The organism is Clostridium sp. AF22-10 (assembly GCF_003478725.1).
In the GTDB taxonomy this organism is placed as follows: domain Bacteria; phylum Bacillota; class Clostridia; order Lachnospirales; family Lachnospiraceae; genus Otoolea; species Otoolea fessa.
Map to the genome: position 1 here is coordinate 1 of NZ_QUFZ01000028.1, position 19,065 is coordinate 19,065.

At 49.2% G+C, this 19,065-nt stretch carries 16 protein-coding genes, 1 tRNA gene and 2 pseudogenes; 2 read left to right on the forward strand and 17 right to left on the reverse strand.

Going from position 1 to position 19,065, the window contains the following annotated elements:
• Positions 1 to 150 precede the first annotated feature (150 nt).
• The 14 genes and pseudogenes from DWX91_RS16460 to DWX91_RS14500 all read right to left on the reverse strand — a co-directional run bounded on the left by DWX91_RS16460 (position 151) and on the right by DWX91_RS14500 (position 14,330).
• Positions 151 to 429, reverse strand: a complete 279-nt coding sequence (locus DWX91_RS16460; protein WP_147353412.1) for a hypothetical protein — start codon at positions 427 to 429, stop codon at positions 151 to 153.
• On the reverse strand, positions 426 to 821 hold the full coding sequence (locus DWX91_RS14440; RefSeq protein WP_107001486.1) for a BlaI/MecI/CopY family transcriptional regulator: 396 nt from the start codon (positions 819 to 821) through the stop codon (positions 426 to 428). Before DWX91_RS14440 ends, DWX91_RS16460 begins: the two co-directional genes overlap by 4 nt.
• Positions 822 to 885: 64 nt before the next feature.
• Positions 886 to 1,191, reverse strand: a complete 306-nt coding sequence (locus DWX91_RS14445; protein WP_107001485.1) for a hypothetical protein — start codon at positions 1,189 to 1,191, stop codon at positions 886 to 888.
• A 17-nt stretch (positions 1,192 to 1,208) separates the two neighbouring features.
• On the reverse strand, positions 1,209 to 1,793 hold the full coding sequence (locus tag DWX91_RS14450; protein ID WP_107001484.1) for a hypothetical protein: 585 nt from the start codon (positions 1,791 to 1,793) through the stop codon (positions 1,209 to 1,211).
• Between the two features lie 194 nt (positions 1,794 to 1,987).
• Positions 1,988 to 5,516 (reverse strand): annotated as a pseudogene (gene mfd / locus DWX91_RS14455) (transcription-repair coupling factor).
• Positions 5,513 to 6,141 (reverse strand): annotated as a pseudogene (gene pth, locus DWX91_RS14460) (aminoacyl-tRNA hydrolase). The pseudogenes mfd and pth overlap by 4 nt, the downstream one beginning before the upstream one ends.
• A gap of 238 nt (positions 6,142 to 6,379) precedes the next feature.
• The gene (locus tag DWX91_RS14465) at positions 6,380 to 7,648 is read right to left on the reverse strand and encodes a S41 family peptidase (RefSeq protein ID WP_022359888.1); all 1,269 of its coding nucleotides are present in this window, start codon (positions 7,646 to 7,648) and stop codon (positions 6,380 to 6,382) included.
• Positions 7,649 to 7,860: 212 nt separating this feature from the next.
• Positions 7,861 to 9,138, reverse strand: a complete 1,278-nt coding sequence (locus DWX91_RS14470) for a murein hydrolase activator EnvC family protein (protein ID WP_107001481.1) — start codon at positions 9,136 to 9,138, stop codon at positions 7,861 to 7,863.
• 67 nt (positions 9,139 to 9,205) lie between these two features.
• The gene (gene ftsX, locus DWX91_RS14475) at positions 9,206 to 10,114 is read right to left on the reverse strand and encodes a permease-like cell division protein FtsX (RefSeq protein WP_118293415.1); all 909 of its coding nucleotides are present in this window, start codon (positions 10,112 to 10,114) and stop codon (positions 9,206 to 9,208) included.
• Positions 10,104 to 10,787 carry a cell division ATP-binding protein FtsE gene (gene ftsE, locus DWX91_RS14480; RefSeq protein ID WP_022359885.1) on the reverse strand — a complete coding sequence of 228 codons (684 nt, stop codon included), beginning with the start codon at positions 10,785 to 10,787 and terminating at the stop codon, positions 10,104 to 10,106. Before ftsE ends, ftsX begins: the two co-directional genes overlap by 11 nt.
• A 79-nt stretch (positions 10,788 to 10,866) precedes the next feature.
• Positions 10,867 to 11,955, reverse strand: a complete 1,089-nt coding sequence (locus tag DWX91_RS14485; protein WP_107001479.1) for a PucR family transcriptional regulator — start codon at positions 11,953 to 11,955, stop codon at positions 10,867 to 10,869.
• Between the two features lie 293 nt (positions 11,956 to 12,248).
• Positions 12,249 to 12,623 (reverse strand): RidA family protein, encoded by a 375-nt coding sequence (locus tag DWX91_RS14490; RefSeq protein WP_117796020.1) that lies wholly within the window; start codon positions 12,621 to 12,623, stop codon positions 12,249 to 12,251.
• 21 nt (positions 12,624 to 12,644) lie between these two features.
• Positions 12,645 to 13,478 (reverse strand): S1 RNA-binding domain-containing protein, encoded by an 834-nt coding sequence (locus tag DWX91_RS14495; protein WP_118472934.1) that lies wholly within the window; start codon positions 13,476 to 13,478, stop codon positions 12,645 to 12,647.
• Positions 13,479 to 13,613: 135 nt separating this feature from the next.
• Positions 13,614 to 14,330: an acyl-[acyl-carrier-protein] thioesterase gene (locus tag DWX91_RS14500; RefSeq protein WP_118293429.1), complete on the reverse strand. Its 717-nt coding sequence runs from the start codon at positions 14,328 to 14,330 to the stop codon at positions 13,614 to 13,616.
• A gap of 283 nt (positions 14,331 to 14,613) precedes the next feature.
• On the opposite strand from DWX91_RS14500, the gene DWX91_RS14505 reads away from it, so the two are divergent.
• Positions 14,614 to 14,686, forward strand: a tRNA-Gln gene (locus DWX91_RS14505).
• 183 nt (positions 14,687 to 14,869) lie between these two features.
• Here the strand turns inward: DWX91_RS14505 and DWX91_RS14510 are convergent.
• Together DWX91_RS14510 and DWX91_RS14515 are read right to left on the reverse strand one after the other, a co-directional pair.
• Positions 14,870 to 15,370 carry an HAAS signaling domain-containing protein gene (locus tag DWX91_RS14510; RefSeq protein ID WP_107001476.1) on the reverse strand — a complete coding sequence of 167 codons (501 nt, stop codon included), beginning with the start codon at positions 15,368 to 15,370 and terminating at the stop codon, positions 14,870 to 14,872.
• A gap of 90 nt (positions 15,371 to 15,460) precedes the next feature.
• Entirely contained in the window at positions 15,461 to 17,398 is a 1,938-nt protein-coding gene (locus DWX91_RS14515; protein WP_118472935.1) for a fructose-1,6-bisphosphatase, read from the reverse strand.
• A 369-nt stretch (positions 17,399 to 17,767) separates the two neighbouring features.
• Here DWX91_RS14515 and DWX91_RS14520 point away from each other — a divergent pair, with 369 nt between their 5' ends.
• Positions 17,768 to 18,580: an MBL fold metallo-hydrolase gene (locus DWX91_RS14520; RefSeq protein ID WP_118472936.1), complete on the forward strand. Its 813-nt coding sequence runs from the start codon at positions 17,768 to 17,770 to the stop codon at positions 18,578 to 18,580.
• A gap of 15 nt (positions 18,581 to 18,595) precedes the next feature.
• Here the strand turns inward: DWX91_RS14520 and DWX91_RS14525 are convergent, their stop codons facing one another.
• Positions 18,596 to 19,045, reverse strand: a complete 450-nt coding sequence (locus tag DWX91_RS14525) for a PaaI family thioesterase (protein WP_182427970.1) — start codon at positions 19,043 to 19,045, stop codon at positions 18,596 to 18,598.
• Positions 19,046 to 19,065: the final 20 nt, after the last annotated feature.

The window sequence follows — 19,065 nt, forward strand, 5'->3', positions numbered from 1 at the left end:
TACTTTTTAACACGAATATACTCTATCGGTCTTATTTCTTTTATTAATTTTATAAATGATATATATGTCTTATTTCTTTTATTAATTTTATAAATGATATATATGATAAACTTTTTTGCACTAAGATAAGAAAACTTCCAAGTAAACTAATCAAAAAAGTACAGAAAAATGACTTAAAAATCCTATTTTCCCCCGCATAAAGCGACAAAGTTCTGGATATAATATTTTTATTCCTATCGTATGACTTATTCCGCAAATATCTATTGGAAAAAATAATCTTACTCCTGTTAGTACAGTGCAAAAAATAAGTAATTTTACTTCATACAAGCTATAATTTTCTTGCTTTTTCCATATATAAACCGACAAAAAACCCAATAGCAAAATTGAACTACATATTGCCGATAAAATTGATGTATATGTTATTTTCATAAAATCTCTTTTTTTCTTTTTTGAACTATACGTTCTAATTCGTCAATAACCGACTCTTCATCTACTGCTCCATTCAACAAAGCTGCTGTTATTGTATTTACAAAGGACATAGGATTTCTAGAATTTTTCATACATTTTTCTATTTTTTCTTCTATTTCTTCATCCTGAGTCTTTTTCGCTTTATATCGCCTAGCAAAAACTTTTCCAGTCTGAACTGTATCAATAACCTGAACATAACCCTTATCAAGCAATTTTCTTAACACAGTATGGACTGTTGGCGTTGTCAATTCTTTTTCAGATTCTACAATTTCTGTCACCGTCATGGGTTTTTCATACTTCCACAAAACCTGCATAACATTCATTTCTCGTTCACTTAAATAATTATTCTTCATAAAATTCCCAATCTCATAATTTATAGAAACAAAGGGAGCAACTGACGCCCCCTTTGTTTTTCACTCAAGTTCCAATACTACTAACTAATATTATCATTTCCAAGATCCACATTCCATAAATCACTCTATCTTTTTTCATTAGCTCATACCATTCAGGCGTATCTAATAATCTTGGTTTTTTAATTATATAATAATAACAAAAAATCAAAATACAAAGAAAAATTCTAACAGTTCCCACCTGATCATACCAATTTCTAATTCCCATTATGGAAGCAATTCGCTCCCCACAAAGACACAGTTCCATTAATAAAGCGGCAAACGTTGCTTCTCTTCCTTGACGGAATTCATTTGATACTCTATTCTCTTTCATTGCATCTCCCTTTTTTATTACCAATACTCATACTTGGTATAACCTGGCGTCCACCCTAATACTCCATCATTATTATAGCCATATGTATAAGATATTGTAACTTTTGCATAGTTTATGCCACCCTTTTGTGCAGCTGCTAAAACTGTTTTAGCAACAAGTGCTGCCACTGCTACCCCTGCTCCTGCTCCGCCTACCTGTCTTGCGATAAAATTAGTTATTGTCGCTAAATCTTTCATTTCTTGCAAATCAATTGTATACACAATATTTACAACGGTTCCTATAGCAGCTGTTGCTGGTAATCTTCCAGTTATACTAGATGCCCTCGAAGCACCTGTAGATCCTCCACTACCACTTTTGCTTACTTCCAATAATTCTTTAACTTCCGATCTTGAAAAACCAAAATCTTCCATTAACATATCTTCCACAACAGTTTCATCCGTTACCGAAGCATATTTATCATAAATATCTCTCAATTCATGTTGATCAATCACAACCTTTGTTGCCACTTTATCTATTGAATATGGCGGCGCTTCCGCAAATGTTGGGATTACCAATGAAGTTGACATAACTATCGACAATAAAATACTCATAATTTTTTTCATAAAACCACCTCTTAACGTTATTCACATTATTAATGAGCATCCCACATTTTTGCTGCATTGGAATCCCTCCCTTCTTTAAATTTAGTAAACAAGCTTTAATTTGATTATATATTATCATCTTTGATATATATGTCAATATTAAAAATATATTTTCATTTCAAATATACTTTCAATCTTTTCTACACAATTAAAAACTACTCTTTCGCCAGCGCCGCGAGCCCGGAAAGAATCTCCCGCGCCTTCACAAGCATCGTCTCGCAGTCCGTATGTTTCTGCCGCACGTCGCGGTAATAGAACGACGGCACATCACCCGTCCTGAGGTCAGCGTGCCCTTATATTTCTCCATCAGCGCCGGAATGCCGGAGACGTCCAGATCGGCTTTCTGGTACATCTGAATCGTGATATCCTGCTTCTTTACATCGACCTCCACGACACCCGCCTGATGAGCAAGCGCTTTTAGATCGGCGATCTTTAACAGGTTCTCCACCGAACGTGGAATCTCGCCAAAGCGGTCGATCAGCTCATCCTGCATATCCATGTACTCTTCCTGGTTCTCAATACCGGAAATCCGCTTGTAAACGTCGAGTTTCTGATATTCATTGCGGATGTAGGACGGCGGAATATACGCGTCGATGTCGCAGTCCACCACCGTCTCGAAGTCCTCGGCTTCGTTCTTACCGCGAAGTGCCAGCACCGCCTCGTTTAAGAGCTTGCAGTACAGGTCATAACCGACCGCCTGCATGTGGCCATGCTGTTCCGCGCCCAGAAGATTTCCGGCACCGCGCAGCTCCAGATCGCGCATCGCAATCTTGATACCGCTTCCCAGCTCCGTAAATTCACGGATCGCCTGCAGACGTTTTTCCGCCTCCTCACGCAGCAGCTTGTCGCGCCGGTACATGAGAAACGCATACGAAGTCCGCCCGGAACGTCCGACGCGACCGCGGATCTGGTAGAGCTGCGACAGCCCAAGCCGGTCGGCGTCGTGATGATGATCGTGTTCGCATTCGGAATGTCCAGTCCCGTCTCAATGATGGTCGTGGACACCAGAACGTCGATATTGCCCTCAACGAAATCCAGCATAATTTTTTCCAGTTCATGTTCGTGCATCTGCCCGTGGGCGAACACGACGTTTGCCTCCGGCACCAGAGCCGCCACATGGTTTGCCACCTCGTCGATGTTATTGACACGGTTGTAGACATAATATACCTGTCCGCCCCGCGCCAGCTCCCTGTGAATCGCCTCGCGCACCATCTCGTCGTTGTACTCCATGACGTAGGTCTGAATCGGCAGGCGGTCCACCGGCGGTTCCTCCAGGACACTCATATCCCGGATGCCAATGAGACTCATATGCAGGGTACGCGGAATCGGCGTCGCCGTCAGCGTCAGAACGTCTACATTTTCCTTTAATTTCTTGATCTTTTCCTTATGTGCCACACCGAAGCGCTGTTCCTCATCGATGATCAGAAGCCCCAGATTTTTAAAGACAACATCCTTAGAAAGGACGCGGTGCGTTCCGATCACGACGTCCACCTGCCCTTTTTTCAGATCTTCCAGCGTTTTTTTCTGCTCGCCCGCCGTGCGGAAACGCGACAGCATATCGACCCGCACTGGGAAATCCTTCATCCTCTGCACAAAGGTATTGTAATGCTGCTGCGCCAAAATTGTGGTCGGCACCAGATACACAACCTGCTTACCCTCCTGAATCGCCTTAAATGCCGCCCGGAGCGCTATCTCCGTCTTGCCGTATCCAACGTCGCCGCAGATCAGGCGGTCCATGATGCGGCGGCTTTCCATGTCTTTTTTGGTCGCCTCGATCGCCTCCAGCTGATCCTCCGTCTCCTCAAACGGGAACATTTCCTCAAATTCCCTCTGCCAGACCGTATCCGGTCCATACTGGTAGCCCTCGCTCCGCTGACGCGCTGCATAAAGCTCGACGAGATCCTTTGCAATATCACGGACCGCACCGCGCACCTTGCTCTTCGTCTTATTCCATTCCATTCCGCCCAGTTTATTGAGCTTCGGCGTCCTGGCATCCGAACCGGCATATTTCTGGATTCCCTCCAGGCGGGTCGCCGGAAGATAGAGATTACCGCCGTCGCGGTACTCAATCTTGATGTAATCCTTGACGACCTTGTCCTGCTCGATCTTCTCAATGCCCCGGTAAATGCCGAGTCCGTGGCTCTCATGCACCACATAATCGCCGATCGAAAGCTCGGAAAAGCTCTGGATTTTCTTACCCTGGTAGGAGGTCTTTTTCTTCTTTTTCCGCCCCCGTCCGCCGCCGAACATGTCTCCCTCGGTGATCACGACGAACTTAATCAGCGGATATTCAAATCCCCGATGCAGCTTTCCGTAAGTCACCAGGATTTCACCCGGTTTCACGGTGTTTTCGCCCTCATCCGGGCAGAAGGCACTTAAATCATACTCCCGCAGATCGCCCGCCAGACGGCTCGCGCGCGTCCGCGAACCAGCCAGCAATACCACCCGGTATTTTTCCTTCTTCCAGCGCGCCAGATCGCTGATTAAAAGCTCAAATCCATTCTGGTAGGAATTGACATTTTTAACGCTCAGACTGTATTTTTTCTTAACCGTCATGCCGGAGAGCTTCTGATCCAGCCCCAGCAGTAAAAGAGTGCGCGGGCGCATTGCCATCGCCAGCGTCTCCTTCGCCGAATAGAGGAAGGAAGTCTGCCCCGGAAGCAGATAGCCGCCCTCGAGACGGTGCGACATGCTCTCCCGGAACTCCGTCTCGGTCGTCTCTGCTTTTTCCTTCAAGCGCAGCGGCTCATCCAGGAAAATCGTCAGCTCATCGACTGGAAAATAGTTTAAAAACGATACCGTTTCCTTGCAGAAATACCGGATATAGCTTCCCAGCCCATGCACCCGGAAGCCCTCGCGAAGCCCCTCTAAGACCTCCGAGACAGCCGAATCCATCCGGTACGCCTCTTCCGTCTTCATGGCATCCCGGAGCTTTTTCACGTATTTCCTGCGGTCTTTCTCGATCGCCTCGGTTCCATCCTGAATCTGCTCCGGCGTCAGCGCCATCTCCGTCGCCGGATAGATCACTGCCTCATCCACCTGCTCGATCGATCGCTGGCTCTCCGGGTCGAAGGTACGGATCGAATCGACCTCGTCGCCCCACAGCTCGATCCGGTACGGCACCTCCTCCGTCAGCGGGAAAATGTCAATGATACCGCCGCGCACCGAAAACTGCCCTGATCCCTCAACCTGCGCGACCTTCTCATATCCCATTTCTGCCAGGGCGTGCGTCAGCTTCCCGACCTCGACCACATCTTCTGTCCCGATCGTGAGACTCCGCTCTTTCATCCACGCAAGCGGCAGCAGATGTTCCATCAGCCCGTCGATCGTCGTGACCACCACGCCGCCGGAACTCTCCAGGACCCGCCGCATGACCTGAATCCGCTGTTTCGTCAGCAGGTTTCCGTGGATATCCGACGTATAAAACAGCAGATCCCTCGCCGGGTACAGCGAAATATCCGTATCAAAGCACCGGTAATCCTCACAGATCTCCCGCGCCCTCGAATCATCGTAGGTGACAATCAGCTTCCAGGGCGTCAGATCCGAAAGCTCGGACAGCAGATGCACCTTCTGCGAATCCAGGCATCCCGTGACAAGAAGCGGTCCCTGTCCGAGCTGTAAATCCGTCTTGAGATCCTGAAACTCGATCATCTCCTCTAACGGATTTGCAAATAAATCGCTCATTGTGTCTTGACTTCCTCCTTCCTCTCCGCCTTCTGCTTCTCTAGCTTCTCCTTCTCCCCGCGCGCCGCGCCGTTAAAATGGTTCATCGCCGCCTCAACGCCCTCTGTCATCATATCCACGACTGCCGCCGCACCGTCCTTAAACGCCGTCGTCATCGTTTCGGCTTCCTCTTTCGGAAAACGTCCCAGCACATAGTCTGCCAGATCCATGCGCGCCGGCTTCTCGCCCACACCGATCCGCACGCGTGGAAATTCCTGCGTTCCCAGATGGGCGATGATATTTTTGATTCCATTGTGGCCGCCCGCGCTGCCTTTTTGCGGATCCGGATGCCGCCCGGAACCAGGCTGATATCGTCATAAATCACGATAAACTCCGCTGGATCTACCTTATAATAATCCATCACCTGACGGATGCACTCGCCGCTCAGGTTCATATACATCTGCGGCTTTACCAGAATGACCTTATTTCCCTCGATCACGCCTTTTCCGATCAGTCCCTTAAATGCTTTCTCCCGGACATCAATGTTATACTTGTCCGCCAGCGCATCCAGCGTCATAAATCCCACATTGTGGCGGGTTCCCTCATATTCTCTTCCCGGATTTCCAAGTCCTGCAATTACATACATAATTCTATTTCTCCCTCTTTTTCTATAGTATCAAAAATACCAGATTCTTCACTCATCGTCTTTCTCAAAAAGCCAAAACAGACACGACTTTAAGCGTTAAATCCTGAAACTGCCACTTTTCAAGCTGTTTCAGGATCTAACGCACTTATTTTTCTGGATACTTTTAAAGTTACTGTTCACGGATAGGCACTTTTGGAATCGAAAGTGCCGTAAGTTTTGGGGTCGTGTAAATAAGAAGTTACTTTCCCTTCACAACCTCAACCGCCTTCTGCAGCTGATTATCCTTCTCCTCTGGAATCACGACTTCCTGCGCCGCCTCTTCATCCAGCTCCACCTCGAGATCCGGCTCGATGCCTTTTCCATGGATATCATTTCCATTCGGCGTATAATAATGGTCGGTCGTCAGCTTGATCGCGCTTCCATCCGAAAGCGGCATCAGCGTCTGCACGATACCTTTACCGAAAGTCTTCGTTCCGACGATCGTCGCCACGCCGTAATCCTTCATCGCACCGGTAAATACCTCCGACGCGCTGGCGGAATTGCCATTTACCAGCACAACCATCGGGATCTCCAGGCTGTGTCCATCCTCAGCGTCGTATGTCTCCTCCGTGCCCTTCTTATTTGCCACGGTCAGGATCCGTCCGCCATCTTTCAGGATATAATCCGCCATTGAGACAACCGTCGTCACCTCGCCGCCCGGGTTGTTCCGCAGATCGATGATCAGGCGCTTCATGCCCTCGCCCTGCAGTTCCTCGATCTTGGATTTAAACTGATCGGCAGTCACACGGTCAAACTCTGCAACGGAAATATATCCGATCTCTTCATCCAGCATCTTGCCTGACACCGTCTGCACATCGATCGGTCTGCGGGTCAGGGTGATATCCTTGTACTCGTCGCTATTTTCACGATAAACCGTGATCGTCAGCTGGCTGCCTTCCTCGCCCTTGACGTAATTATTGACCAGAAGCGACAGATCCATGCCAATCACCTCGGTGCCGTCTACCTTATAAAGCGCATCACCCGGAAGGATGCCTGCCTCCTCGGCCGGGCTGCCCTCAAAGACGCGCACGATCGTGCTGACGCCGGTCTGGACATTCTGGGATACCAGAGCGCCGATGCCGCAGTAAGAACCATTTGTCTCATCCAGGAAGCTTGTCAGCTCGTCCGGCGTATAGTAAACCGCATACGGATCATTTAAACCACTCAAAAAGCCCTGATAAATGCCGGCTTCCTCCTCGGATGTATCAATTTTTTCCTCAAACAGGTACTTTTTATCGATAATATCCTGTATCTGCTCCAGCTTTTTCGTGACATTCTCAAAATTGACCGGCTCCTGTGCCTGCGACGGTGTTCCCTCGGTCTGTACCTGTACCTGTGTCTGATTATCGATCACACGGCGTCCAAACATGTAAATCCCCGCCGAAGCACCGACCGTGATCAGACACACCAGTGCTGTCACCAGCACACCGACCATCACACCGCGCCAGAATTTATTTTTACTGTCCATCTCTTATGCCTCCTGATTCCTGTCTATTCCTTCCGGATTTGTAACTGTTCAGTACCTTCACAGTCACGCGCAAAAATCCATCAAAAATTGCCTACGGCAATGGGATTTTTGCCTGCTGGTCCATGTTTTCGTACGGTCAGCGCAGTAAATGCGCAGACCTACTGAACAGTTACCCGGATTTCATCTTTTGCAGCCACCTGATACTTTCCGCACTACGGACTTACATAGCTCGAAGGGTTTACATAACTTCCGTTCTTGCGGACTGCAAAATGCAGATGAGAACCTGTCGAATATCCGGTCGAACCTACCTTCGCGATCGTCTGTCCGGCTTTTACCGTATCCCCTGCCGATACCAGAAGCTGGGAACAGTGCATATACACGGTTGAAAGTCCATTTCCATGGTTGACCACAACATAATTTCCAGCCGAATAACTGTAGGTTGCAATCGAAACCGTTCCTCCGGCGGCTGCCACGATGCTGCTGCCGGTCGAAGCGCTGATATCAATGCCCTTATGGTTCGAGGACGCGCCCGCCGTCGGTGATTTACGTTTTCCGAATCCAGATGTAATGCGTCCGCTTGCAGGGCACGGCCAGCGCAGCGAAGAACTTCCCGTCGAAGTGGTAGTCGTACTGCCAGTATTCCCTTTCGCGGTCGAATTATTCGTTTTTCCCGCTGCGGCGGCTTTTCTGGCAGCTTCCTCTGCCGCTTTTTTCGCCGCCTCTTCCGCTTCCTTCTTCTTAATCTCCGCCTCCATCTGCGCGATCTTGGCTTCCTGCGCCTTGATATCGTCCTCATACGCTTTCGCCTGCGCTGATTTCTCGCCGATCTGCGCGTTGACGTTCTGGAGTTCTTTATTTTTCTCATTCAGGAGAAGCTGGACTGAATCCTGCTTTGCCTCCGTCTGCGTCTTCATCTCTTGCAGCTCCGTCTTCTCCGTCTCCAGCTTTTTCTTGCTGTCCGCGATGGACTCTTTCGTCGCCACATACTGGTCGAGCATCTTCCGGTCATACTCCGAAATCTTTGAAACATACTCTGCCCGGTTTAAAAGCTCCGAGAGCGAACGGGCTTCCAGAAGCAGATTTAAGTAGCTGCTATCGCCCTTCTCATACATATATTTGATACGCATTTTCATCGAAGCATACTGCTTTTTTTCAGTTTTCTGCGCTTCCTCCAGCTTTACCGCCGTCTCATTGATGCTTTTCTGCTTGCTGGAAATATTATTTTCCAGCTTCGTGACCTGCGACTGCAGATCATTCATCTTCGTGTCCAGCTCCTTGACATAGCTCTCGGTGTTACTTTTCAGACCCTGAAGGCTTTTGATCGCCTCCTCGGTCTTCTTTTTCTCCTGTTCCAGGGCGCTTTTCTTATCCTTGGCGCTGCTTACATCCTTTTTCGTCGCTGCCGCCACCGAGGTCAGCACTGGGGAAGACGCCAGCGCCGCCGTCACAAGGAACAGAGCCGCACGTATTTTCAATCCCTGTTTTTTCATGTTCTCATCCTTTTTACCGCAAATTTTCGCTGCCGCCGCATTCTCTTACAGCAGCCGCCAATGTTTCTTACACCTTTAAATGTCTGCGGATCGTAAAGAAACTTCCGACAAAACCGATTCCCACGCCCAGCGCCATCGCCACGGCTACCATGCTCGGGAAAATGGTCTGAATCGGGATAAATTCAATCAGGTTCGACAAGATATCAAACCGTTCCATCATATATACAACCGCCTGGCGGTACAGAAAATACGTGATCGCCAGCGGAATCAGCGCGCCAACCAGACCGATCATCACACCCTGTACAACGAACGGCGCACGGATCATGAAATTCGTCGCACCGATCAGGCGCATGATCCGGTTTTCCTCCCGCCTAAATGCAGCTGCCGTCGTGATCGTATTGCTGATAAGGAAGATAGCAACTGCCAGCAGAATAGCGATGATCACCCCCGACAAAAGTCCCAGCATCTTGTTGAAGCTTGAAAGCCCGGACGCCGTATCGCTCGAATAATTGATCTTCCGGATCCCCTGCACCGTGCCAAGCCATGCAACCATGTCATCCTGCATGTCAATGTCTTTCAGATAGATCTCGTAGGACGCCGAACCGGCTAACGGGTTGTCATCCGCAAATCCTTCTGCCAGATCCTCGACTCCCTTAAAATATTCTTTCTTAAAATTCTCCCATGCCTCCTCGGCAGAAACATACTTTACTTCCTTGACCTCATCGCGGGCGCGTATCTCATCCCCGATTTTCTGTATATCGTCCTCACTCATATCTTCATTGAAGAAAACCGTGATTCCTACTGTAGATTCTGCATTCCGCACCATATACTGTACGTTGGCAATCAAGCCAAAAAACATACAGAACAGGAAAATACATGCCGAAATAATCGCCACCGACGCCAGTGAAAACCAGATATTCCGGATGATATTGCGCATGCCCTCCTTGGTGCAGTAAATCAATGTACTAATTTTCATGCCAGATACCGCCTTTTTGATCTCCCGTCAGCACGCCGCGCGTCAGCGTGATCACACGTTTTCCCATCTCTGCTACGATCTCCCGGCTGTGCGTTACCACAAGCACCGTCGTCCCGCGCCGGTTTATCTCCTCCAGAAGCTCCATGATCTCCATGGAATTATGTACATCCAGGTTTCCCGTCGGCTCGTCCGCCAGAAGTATCTCCGGCGAGTTGATCAGCGCACGGGCAATCGCAACACGCTGCTGCTCGCCGCCCGAGAGCTGGTTAGGGTATGCTTTATATTTTGAAGAAAGCCCTACCAGTCGGAGCATTTCCGGCACATTTTTCTTAATCTCACGGGGCGATACGCCGATGACCCGCTGTGCAAACGCGACATTTTCATATACCGTCTTATCCTTCAACAGACGGAAATCCTGAAACACCATTCCCAGCCGTCTGCGGTACTTCGGGATGTAGCGTCTCGGCATCTTTTCCAGATCCATATCGTTGACGATAATCTGGCCGGAAGTCGGCTCCAGCTCCTTCAAAAGAAGCTTTAAAAGCGTCGATTTGCCGGAACCGCTTCGTCCCATGATGAAAACAAACTCGCCGTCCTGAATCTGAATATTGATTCCCTTTAAGGCTTTATTCCCCGTCTTGTACGTCTTGGTGAGATTTTTAACCTCTATCATGCGTAAATCCTCTTTTTCAATTCTCCAAATGAAATTGCTGCGGCAAAGGCAATCTTCCTCCCCGCCACAGCAATTTGGATTAATAATCCAGGTTTTCCATGTATTTCATATATTTTACAACCATTAGGGCAATCTTAAATGTGATCGCATCCTCAAACACCCGCAGATCCAATCCCGTGCTCTTCTGGAGCTTATCCAGACGGTATACCAGTGTATTGCGATGGATGTAAAGCTGTCGGGAAGTCTCAGATACGTTCAGGCTGTTCTCGAAGAACTTGTTGATTGTCGTAAGCGTCTCCTCATCAAACTCATCCGGCGATTTGCCATCAAAAATTTCCTTGATAAACATCCGGCACAACGGCAGCGGCAGCTGATAGATCAGACGTCCGATTCCCAGCTTGCTGTATGCGACCACATTTTTGCTGCTGTAGAAAATCTTTCCTACATCCAACGCCATCTTCGCCTCTTTATAAGAACGCGATACGTCTTTGATCTCGTTGACAATCGTACCGAATGCCACGCTGACACGCGTCAAGGACTCGGTATTGAGCATATCTACGATCGATGTGGCTGTCTTTTCCAGATCGTCGTAAGTCTCGCCCGGCTTCACTTCCTTGACCAGAATAATGTTCTTCTCATCCACTGCCGTGATGAAATCCTTCGTCTTGGTCGAGAACAGGCTGCGGACGGTCTCAAGCGCATTCACATCCTTCTCATGCTGCGTCTCGATGATAAATACGATCCGCTTGACGTTCGTCTCGATGTGCAGCTTCTTCGCACGGTTATAAATGTCAACCAGAAGCAGGTTGTCAAGCAGCAGGTTCTTGATAAAATTGTCCTTGTCAAAGCGCTCCTTGTAAGCTACCAGGAGGTTCTGAACCTGAAATGCCGCCATCTTGCCGACCATGTATACGTCGTCGCTTCCGCCCTTGGCAAGAAGTATATATTCTAACTGGTGATCGTCAAACACCTTGAAAAACTGATATCCCTGTATCACCTGACTGTCCGCCGGAGAGTCTACGAAAGCCAGAATTGCACTCTCATATTCTTCAGCGCCAGTAAATGTGGATGCCAGCACCTTGCCTTCCGTATCACAGATACAGAGATCGACACGCGTAATTCCCTTTAACCCCTCGATGTTTGTCTGGAGTATCTGGTTCGAAATCATATTCCTCTCTCCTTTTCTTTTATCCTCCGTCCAGCTGTGTTTCCGGGTCTTCCAACCTGTCATCCCCCAAACCCGTTTGTTACCCCTCCGGCAATCTGTGCCTGTGGACCATAACCGTTTTCTCTCTGAATCTTGGACGGATCTTTCTCTCTATTTTAAAGCAAAGTGACGAAAAAAAAAAGAGGGCGGACGAAAAAAAGTGAATTTTTTCGTCATTTTGCCCTCACACGCCGGGATTTTCACAAACTGGAACTTGTTTTTCCGGCGAAATTTTCCAAATATGCGATTCATTCTTATTTTGCTGCGATCGCTTCCATCTCCATCAGTACACCCTTCGGAAGCTTAGATACCTCGACGCAGGAACGTGCCGGGCATGCGCCCTCGAAATATTTCGCATAGATTTCATTTACCTTTCCGAAATCATCCATGTTCTGGATAAATACGGTGGTCTTTACAACCTGCTCCATGGAAGCGCCTGCTGCCGCCAAAAGATTCTTTACATTGGTTAAAACCTGCTCTGCCTGAGCCTCGATTCCCTCCGGGATCTCGCCGTTTGCCGGATTGACCGGAATCTGACCGGATGCAAATACCATTCCATTTACCTCGATTGCCTGGGAATACGGACCGATCGCTGCCGGTGCATTGGTTGTGCTGATTACTTTCTTCATGCCAAATCTCTCCTTTGTCTTTTATTTTAAACGGATAGAATCTTCGTTTACTTCTACTTTTCCTTCTTTTAAAAGGTGTCCAACCGCACGCTTGAACGCGTTTTTGCTTAAATTAAATTCGCGGCGGATAATCTCCGGCTCCACGCGGTCATTGAACGGAAGAACGCCGTTTTTTTCTTTCAGACGTGCCAGCACCGCCTCGGCATCCGCATTCATCTGACGATACGCCACCTCGCGCAGGCTCAAATCCAGTTTTCCATCCTCGCGCACCTTCGTCACGCGTACCTTTAAAACCTCGCCCAGGCGGCATTTTCCATACAGCTCACGGTTCGGAATCAGACCGAAATAGTGGTCTGCCACTGCCACGAACACGCCCAGATTTTCATTGATCTCATAGACTCGCCCCTCGGTCCACTCGTCCTTCCTGTACGGTGCATCGCTGCAAAGATACGAATATACCTTCATCGTCGCCGCCAGACGACCACTCTTATCGATATACAGCGCTACCAGGCACTCTTCCCCGGCGCGAACCGGATATACCTGCTCTTTAAACGGGAGCAGCAGATCTTTTTCCAGCCCCATATCGAGAAAGGCGCCGATCTTCGATACATCCTTGACCTTCAAAACCGCCGTCCCGCCCAGTTCCAGTTTCGGCATCGAGGTCGTCGCAATCAGGCGGTCCTCGGAATCTTTATAAATAAACACCTTGAGCTTATCGCCCACTTTTGTGCCCTCCGGCACCTGTTTCTTCGGAAGCAGGACCGCCGCCGCATCATCTTTCTTCTGTCCCAGATACACGCCGAAGTTTTTCTCCCGCACTACCATCAGTTCCTGTACTCTTCCCAGTTCAATCATGTCATTCGTCCTCTCTTTTCTGCCGATCTCTTTTTTTATTTAACGGTTGCATTTTTCATTCACTGGCAGACAATCCACGCCGAATCTTTCTTCGGCTGCAATGATTCAGTTTCTTCACTGCTACATACAAACTCTTTACAAACCAGTCCTTGCCAGCCACAAATTCGCATACACCTGACCTTCCGCATCCTGCAGCGATACCACGTATCCTTCCGGCACCTGCGCCAGTTTCGGGTACATCACATTCCCAAGCACTGCCGCCTTCCGGTACTCCACTCGCAGTTCTCCGAGTGCAAAGTCCACAGGCAGCAATTCACGCGCAATCGCCACATACTGTGCATTGTTCACGTGCCGGTTCGTATCGAGATGATGGCGTTCCACCGTGACCGGCGCCGCCGTCTCATACGTCTCAGGCAGGCGGATTTTCTTCGGCGCTGGCGGCATTGCAAGCGGTTTATCTTCAATCTGGTAGCCCTCCAACTGGCTTTCCGGCACCCGCACCGGGCATCCTTTTTCCAGATCGTAGTAAAACCAGGTCGAATCCGCCCGCACCAGCGGGTTTCCCATCTCATCCTCGATCGTGAAATTCCGGTAGCCATAGATTCCCTTAAACCCATACGGCCAGGTCGAAATACGGATCCGCTCGCCAAAATGCGGCTGTCTGAGAATCTCTATCTGCCATCCGCTCAGCCACCACGCCCGTTTTTCCTCATTCAGATAGGAAATCCCGAGTTTCAGATCCTCCGACTGGAACGTCGAACAATCCTGAAGATAATTCATGATTCCCACCACAGAAAGATTTCCCTCTTCATCCGTCTCACTGTACCGGACCCGGCTGTCAAATGTATACATATCGCTCTCTTTTCCTTTCCGGCTTCCGGCTCTCCGCACCATCTCCGCGCATCCGCCATCTGCCGTTTCGTCCTATACTGCCTTAACATTCTGTCATGAAACTCATTATATCCGATTCGAACCACGTTGTCTACTTACAGACCCAGAATATTGCAGAATTTGCCGGACGCATGGCGCGGTTTCTGCCACAGCAGCCGCCCAAACAAAAAAAATTATCAAAAAAGCGAAAAAAGTAGTTGACGAATCTGTTTCCTTACAGTATAATACAAATCGTTCAATTCATTGGGCTATCGCCAAATGGTAAGGCAACGGACTCTGACTCCGTCATTTTCAAGGTTCGAATCCTTGTAGCCCAGCTAAAAAGCATTTGTTTGCCAAAGACGGCATGACAAGTGCTTTTTTTGTATTATGGAAACTCCCTCTGAAATGTTCCATAATACAACATTTTTCAACTCAATAAACCTCCATATGTTTGCGAAAAAACAAGAAAAGAACCCCCGCTCCGGTCATCCCTCACAGCCGGCGGCAGGGGTTCTTTTCTATTTCCAAATACTCTTAATAACTGTATAGATCAGCCAAATCAGAAGAATCGGCCCCGCCAGATGAATCAGGATGGTAAAAATACCTCCGACCAGTGCAAACAGCACAAATAAGATCGCAATAACCACCACGCTGAGAATCACCTTCCAGTACCATTTGTTCAAATCGATGTAATGGAAGTTCGGCGGCAGACCGCTGTCGTCCCGCTCCGAAAAACCGCCGTTGTAGGAGGACGCTGTGCGCCCGCTCCCGGCAGCGTCTCCCGAAGTGTACGAACCGCCCTGGCCGGTCTCCCCGGCGCCCTCGCTGCTGTCGATAATGGTTTTCGCAATCAGGCGTGGGCTGCCGATCTCCTCGATCACTTCTTCCTCCCGGCGCCCTTTCGCCGCCTCCTGGCTGATATACTGATCGTAATAGCTTATGTTGCTCTGGATGACTGAAGCCGAAACCTCGCCGTCCAGCGCCTCCCGAAGCTCCTGTAAAAACTCTGTCTTTCTCATCTTGTCTCCTTATTCCTCAAACCGTCCCGTTTCTCCCGTTTCACCCAGCCGAAAGAAACAAGCTTCCAGTTCCCGTCCCTTTCAACTGCCTCAGCGTATGCGCTCTTTCAAAAGTCCGCTCCGGTACGCTTTCAAGAGCTCTTTCAGATCCTCGATGCGGCCCGCCAGCTCCTTGCCCTCATCGGTATCCGCCACTGTGATGCGCTTCTGCATTTTCTCCACAATATATACCTTCGGCGTCCGCTCGCGCTCCGGGTCAAATGGCTTGTGTTCCGCAAGCGCGAGATGGTGCGAATTGAAAATCAACGTATATCCGGCGATTCCCGTCCGCTCCTGGTAGGCTTTCGACAGCCCGCCGTCAATGATGAAGAGCTTGCCGCCAGCCCGGATCGGTGTCTCTCCACTCTTAATCTTCACCGGCATATGCCCGTTGATGATATGCGATCCCTTCGTCGGAAGTCCAAATTCCTTCAAAATCATATCGCAGGTCTCTTCTTCCTCACTGAGCTGGTAATACGGGTTCATCGTCTCTCTCATCACTTCCGGATCCTCGATGAAATAATGCTCAAAGCTGCGGTTTTTGTCCTTTCCAAATACCGGCGATTTCGCACCATTCCACAGATACCACATAAAATCGCGGCACGCCTCCTTCTCTGGCGCGTCCTCTGGAAGAAAATAGGCATTTTTAACCTGTGTGTCAATAAAATCCATCAATTCCTTGCCGCGGTACATCTTGCCGCCCACCATCAGACCGTCAAATTCCCGATTCTCCGTCATCGGGATACAGCCGTGATAGAGCAGGTTGGAATTGCAGCATTTATACATGCTTCCGTTGGAATATAGGAAACGGACATGCTCATGCAGCCGCGCATTGTGGCGGAACGACAGCTCCAGCGTGTGAAGCAGCTCTTCCTCTTCGTCCGTCAGCCGCAGCGGATCCGCCGGATCCACCGTCGGGAAATTCATGTCGCGCATCGGATACTCTTTTCCATCGATCGTGACCGTGCCGCGGTCATAACGAATCGCTGACAGAAGTATCCGCTCTTCCATCCCGTACTCCGGATGGCGCTTGATGATCTGCCCCTCTTCCTTATACTGTAACACCGCGATCGCCTTGTGCATCTTCGCCGCCAGCTTCGGATCCACTGCGTCGTAAATATTTTTGTCAAGAATCTGCGGCAGAAAACAGGTACACGGATCGTCCCGGTACACGCGCTCCGCAAACATCGACAGCGGGCGCAGGTTAATTCCGTAGCCGTCCTCCAATACATCAAATCCATTGTAACCGAGCGCCATACGCAAAACATTGCAGATACACGCCCGGTTGCCCGTCGCCGCGCCCATCCACGAAATATCATGATTGCCCCACTGGATATCCACATCATGGAAATGCATCAGTTCCTCCAGAATGATATCTGGTCTCGGACCACGGTCAAATATATCGCCCAGGATATGAAGATTATCGATCGTCAGACTCCGGATCAGGCTGCAGATCACGACAATAAAGCTGTCCGCCACCCGGACGTCAATCAGGGTATTGATGAGTTCGCTGTAATACTCCGTCTTATTGTCATCGGTATTATCGACATATAAAAGCTCATCGATCACACCCGAAAATTCCCTCGGCATCTTTTTTCTCACCTTGGAACGGGTGTATTTCGACGAAACCTCCCGGCAGATCTGCACCAGACGGTACACCGCCGTCTTCTGCCAGTCCTCCGTGTATTCGTTCGCCTGTTTGATCTGATTGATCATTTTTTCCGGATAATAAATAAGGTTCGCCAGCCGCACCTCGTCCTCCTCCGAAATAATATGTCCAAATGTCTCGCGGATCTTCTCCCGGATAATACCCGACGAACTGCGGAGCAGATAAATAAACGCCTCATGCTCACCGTGCAGGTCACTGAAAAAATATTCCGTGCCCTTCGGAAGTCCACAAATTGCCTGTAAATTAATAATATCACTCGCCGCCGCCCGGATATTCGGATACTCCCGCGAAAGCAGCTTCAAATATGCTAAATCCCTCATGTTATCAGCTCCCAAACTGCGCTGTCTGCCCGGATATTGTCGTGACTCGTTATCGTCGCGCTCGCTTTGGGTAAACAGCACATTATCTACATTGCATTTGCCTTTTTAATAGATTTATAGTAGCATAGATTCAGATCAGGGTCAAAATATATTTTCGGCACTTTCGGTTCCAAAAGTGCCTACTCGTGAACAGAAACATACTTTTGTTACTGCACACGCATACGTGCCCAGTAACGGAATTTGCCGTGGCTTCGCATTTCAATACGGCAAATTCCTGCTGCCATTACGTTTTCTTACGGCACTTTCGGTTCCAAAAGTGCCTACCCGTGAACAGAAACATATTTTTACATAAATACAGGAGGAACATTCATGACGCAACCACACACTCTCTACGTGTTTGGCACCGGCAACGCCACGATGACACGTTATTATAATACCTGCTTCGCCATCCGATCCGGCGAGGAATATTTCATGACAGACGCCGGCGGCGGCAATGGCATCCTGCGGATTCTGGAAGAAATGCAGGTTCCATTAAACCGCATCCACCATCTCTTCGTGACACACGAACACACCGACCACATTCTCGGCGTGATCTGGATGATCCGGATGATTGGCACTGCCATCAAAAAGGGAAATTATGAGGGAATTTTTCATATTTACTGCCACGACGGGCTGATCGACACGATTCAGACCTTCTGCCGCCTGACACTCCAGAAGAAATTCTGCGACCTGATCGGCGATCCGATCCAGCTCATCCCGGTTTCTGACCGCGAAACCCGGCAGATTCTCGATATGGAGGTCACCTTCTTTGACATTCATTCGACCAAGGCGCGCCAGTTCGGCTTCCGCGCTGTGCTGCCAGACGGCAAGATCGTCTGCTGCCCGGGCGACGAACCGCTGAACCCGCTCTGCGAAGAATTTGCCAAAGGCGCCGACTGGCTCTTCCACGAAGCCTTCTGCCTCTACCGCGACCGGGAAATCTTCTCCCCTTATGAAAAACACCACAGCACCGTCAAAGATGCCTGCGAACTCGCCGAACGCCTCGGTGCGCGGCATTTGATTCTGTGGCACACTGAAGATAAGACTTATCCGGAACGCGCTGCTTTGTACCGCGCTGAAGGGGAAGCCTATTATCATGGGAATTTGCTGGTACCGGAGGATGGGAGTGTGATAGAGCTGTGATTGTATCTTGCAGCTCTACCTCTTCCTCAAATGATAATATGTCATCGTCGCCGATGCCAGTAGCGTCTCCTTATCATCATAAATCTTGCATTCGCACACCGAAAATGCATAACCATTCTGTATTTCCTGCGCCCGGGCGATGATTTTGGATGTGTTTTTTCCAGCTTTCAGATAATGGATCGTGCCATCCACAGTCGGGACTGCGTAGTCGCGCCCGGTCATCGCTGCGGTGCCGCCCACGGTATCCGCCAGTGAATACAGGACGCCGCCGTGCACGATACCTAAGATATTCATATGCCACGGTTTCAATACAATCTCTCCAACTGCATAGCCCGGGCGTGCCTCGGTAATCTCCATCTCGATTTTCTTCCGGAAATCATTGGCTGCATCCGTCTCCTGTCCGCGCTTGTCCCAGACTTCTGAGAATGAGCCGGACGGCTTTTTCTTTTCTTCCTTCTTTTCCATTTCATGTACCTCCTTGTATA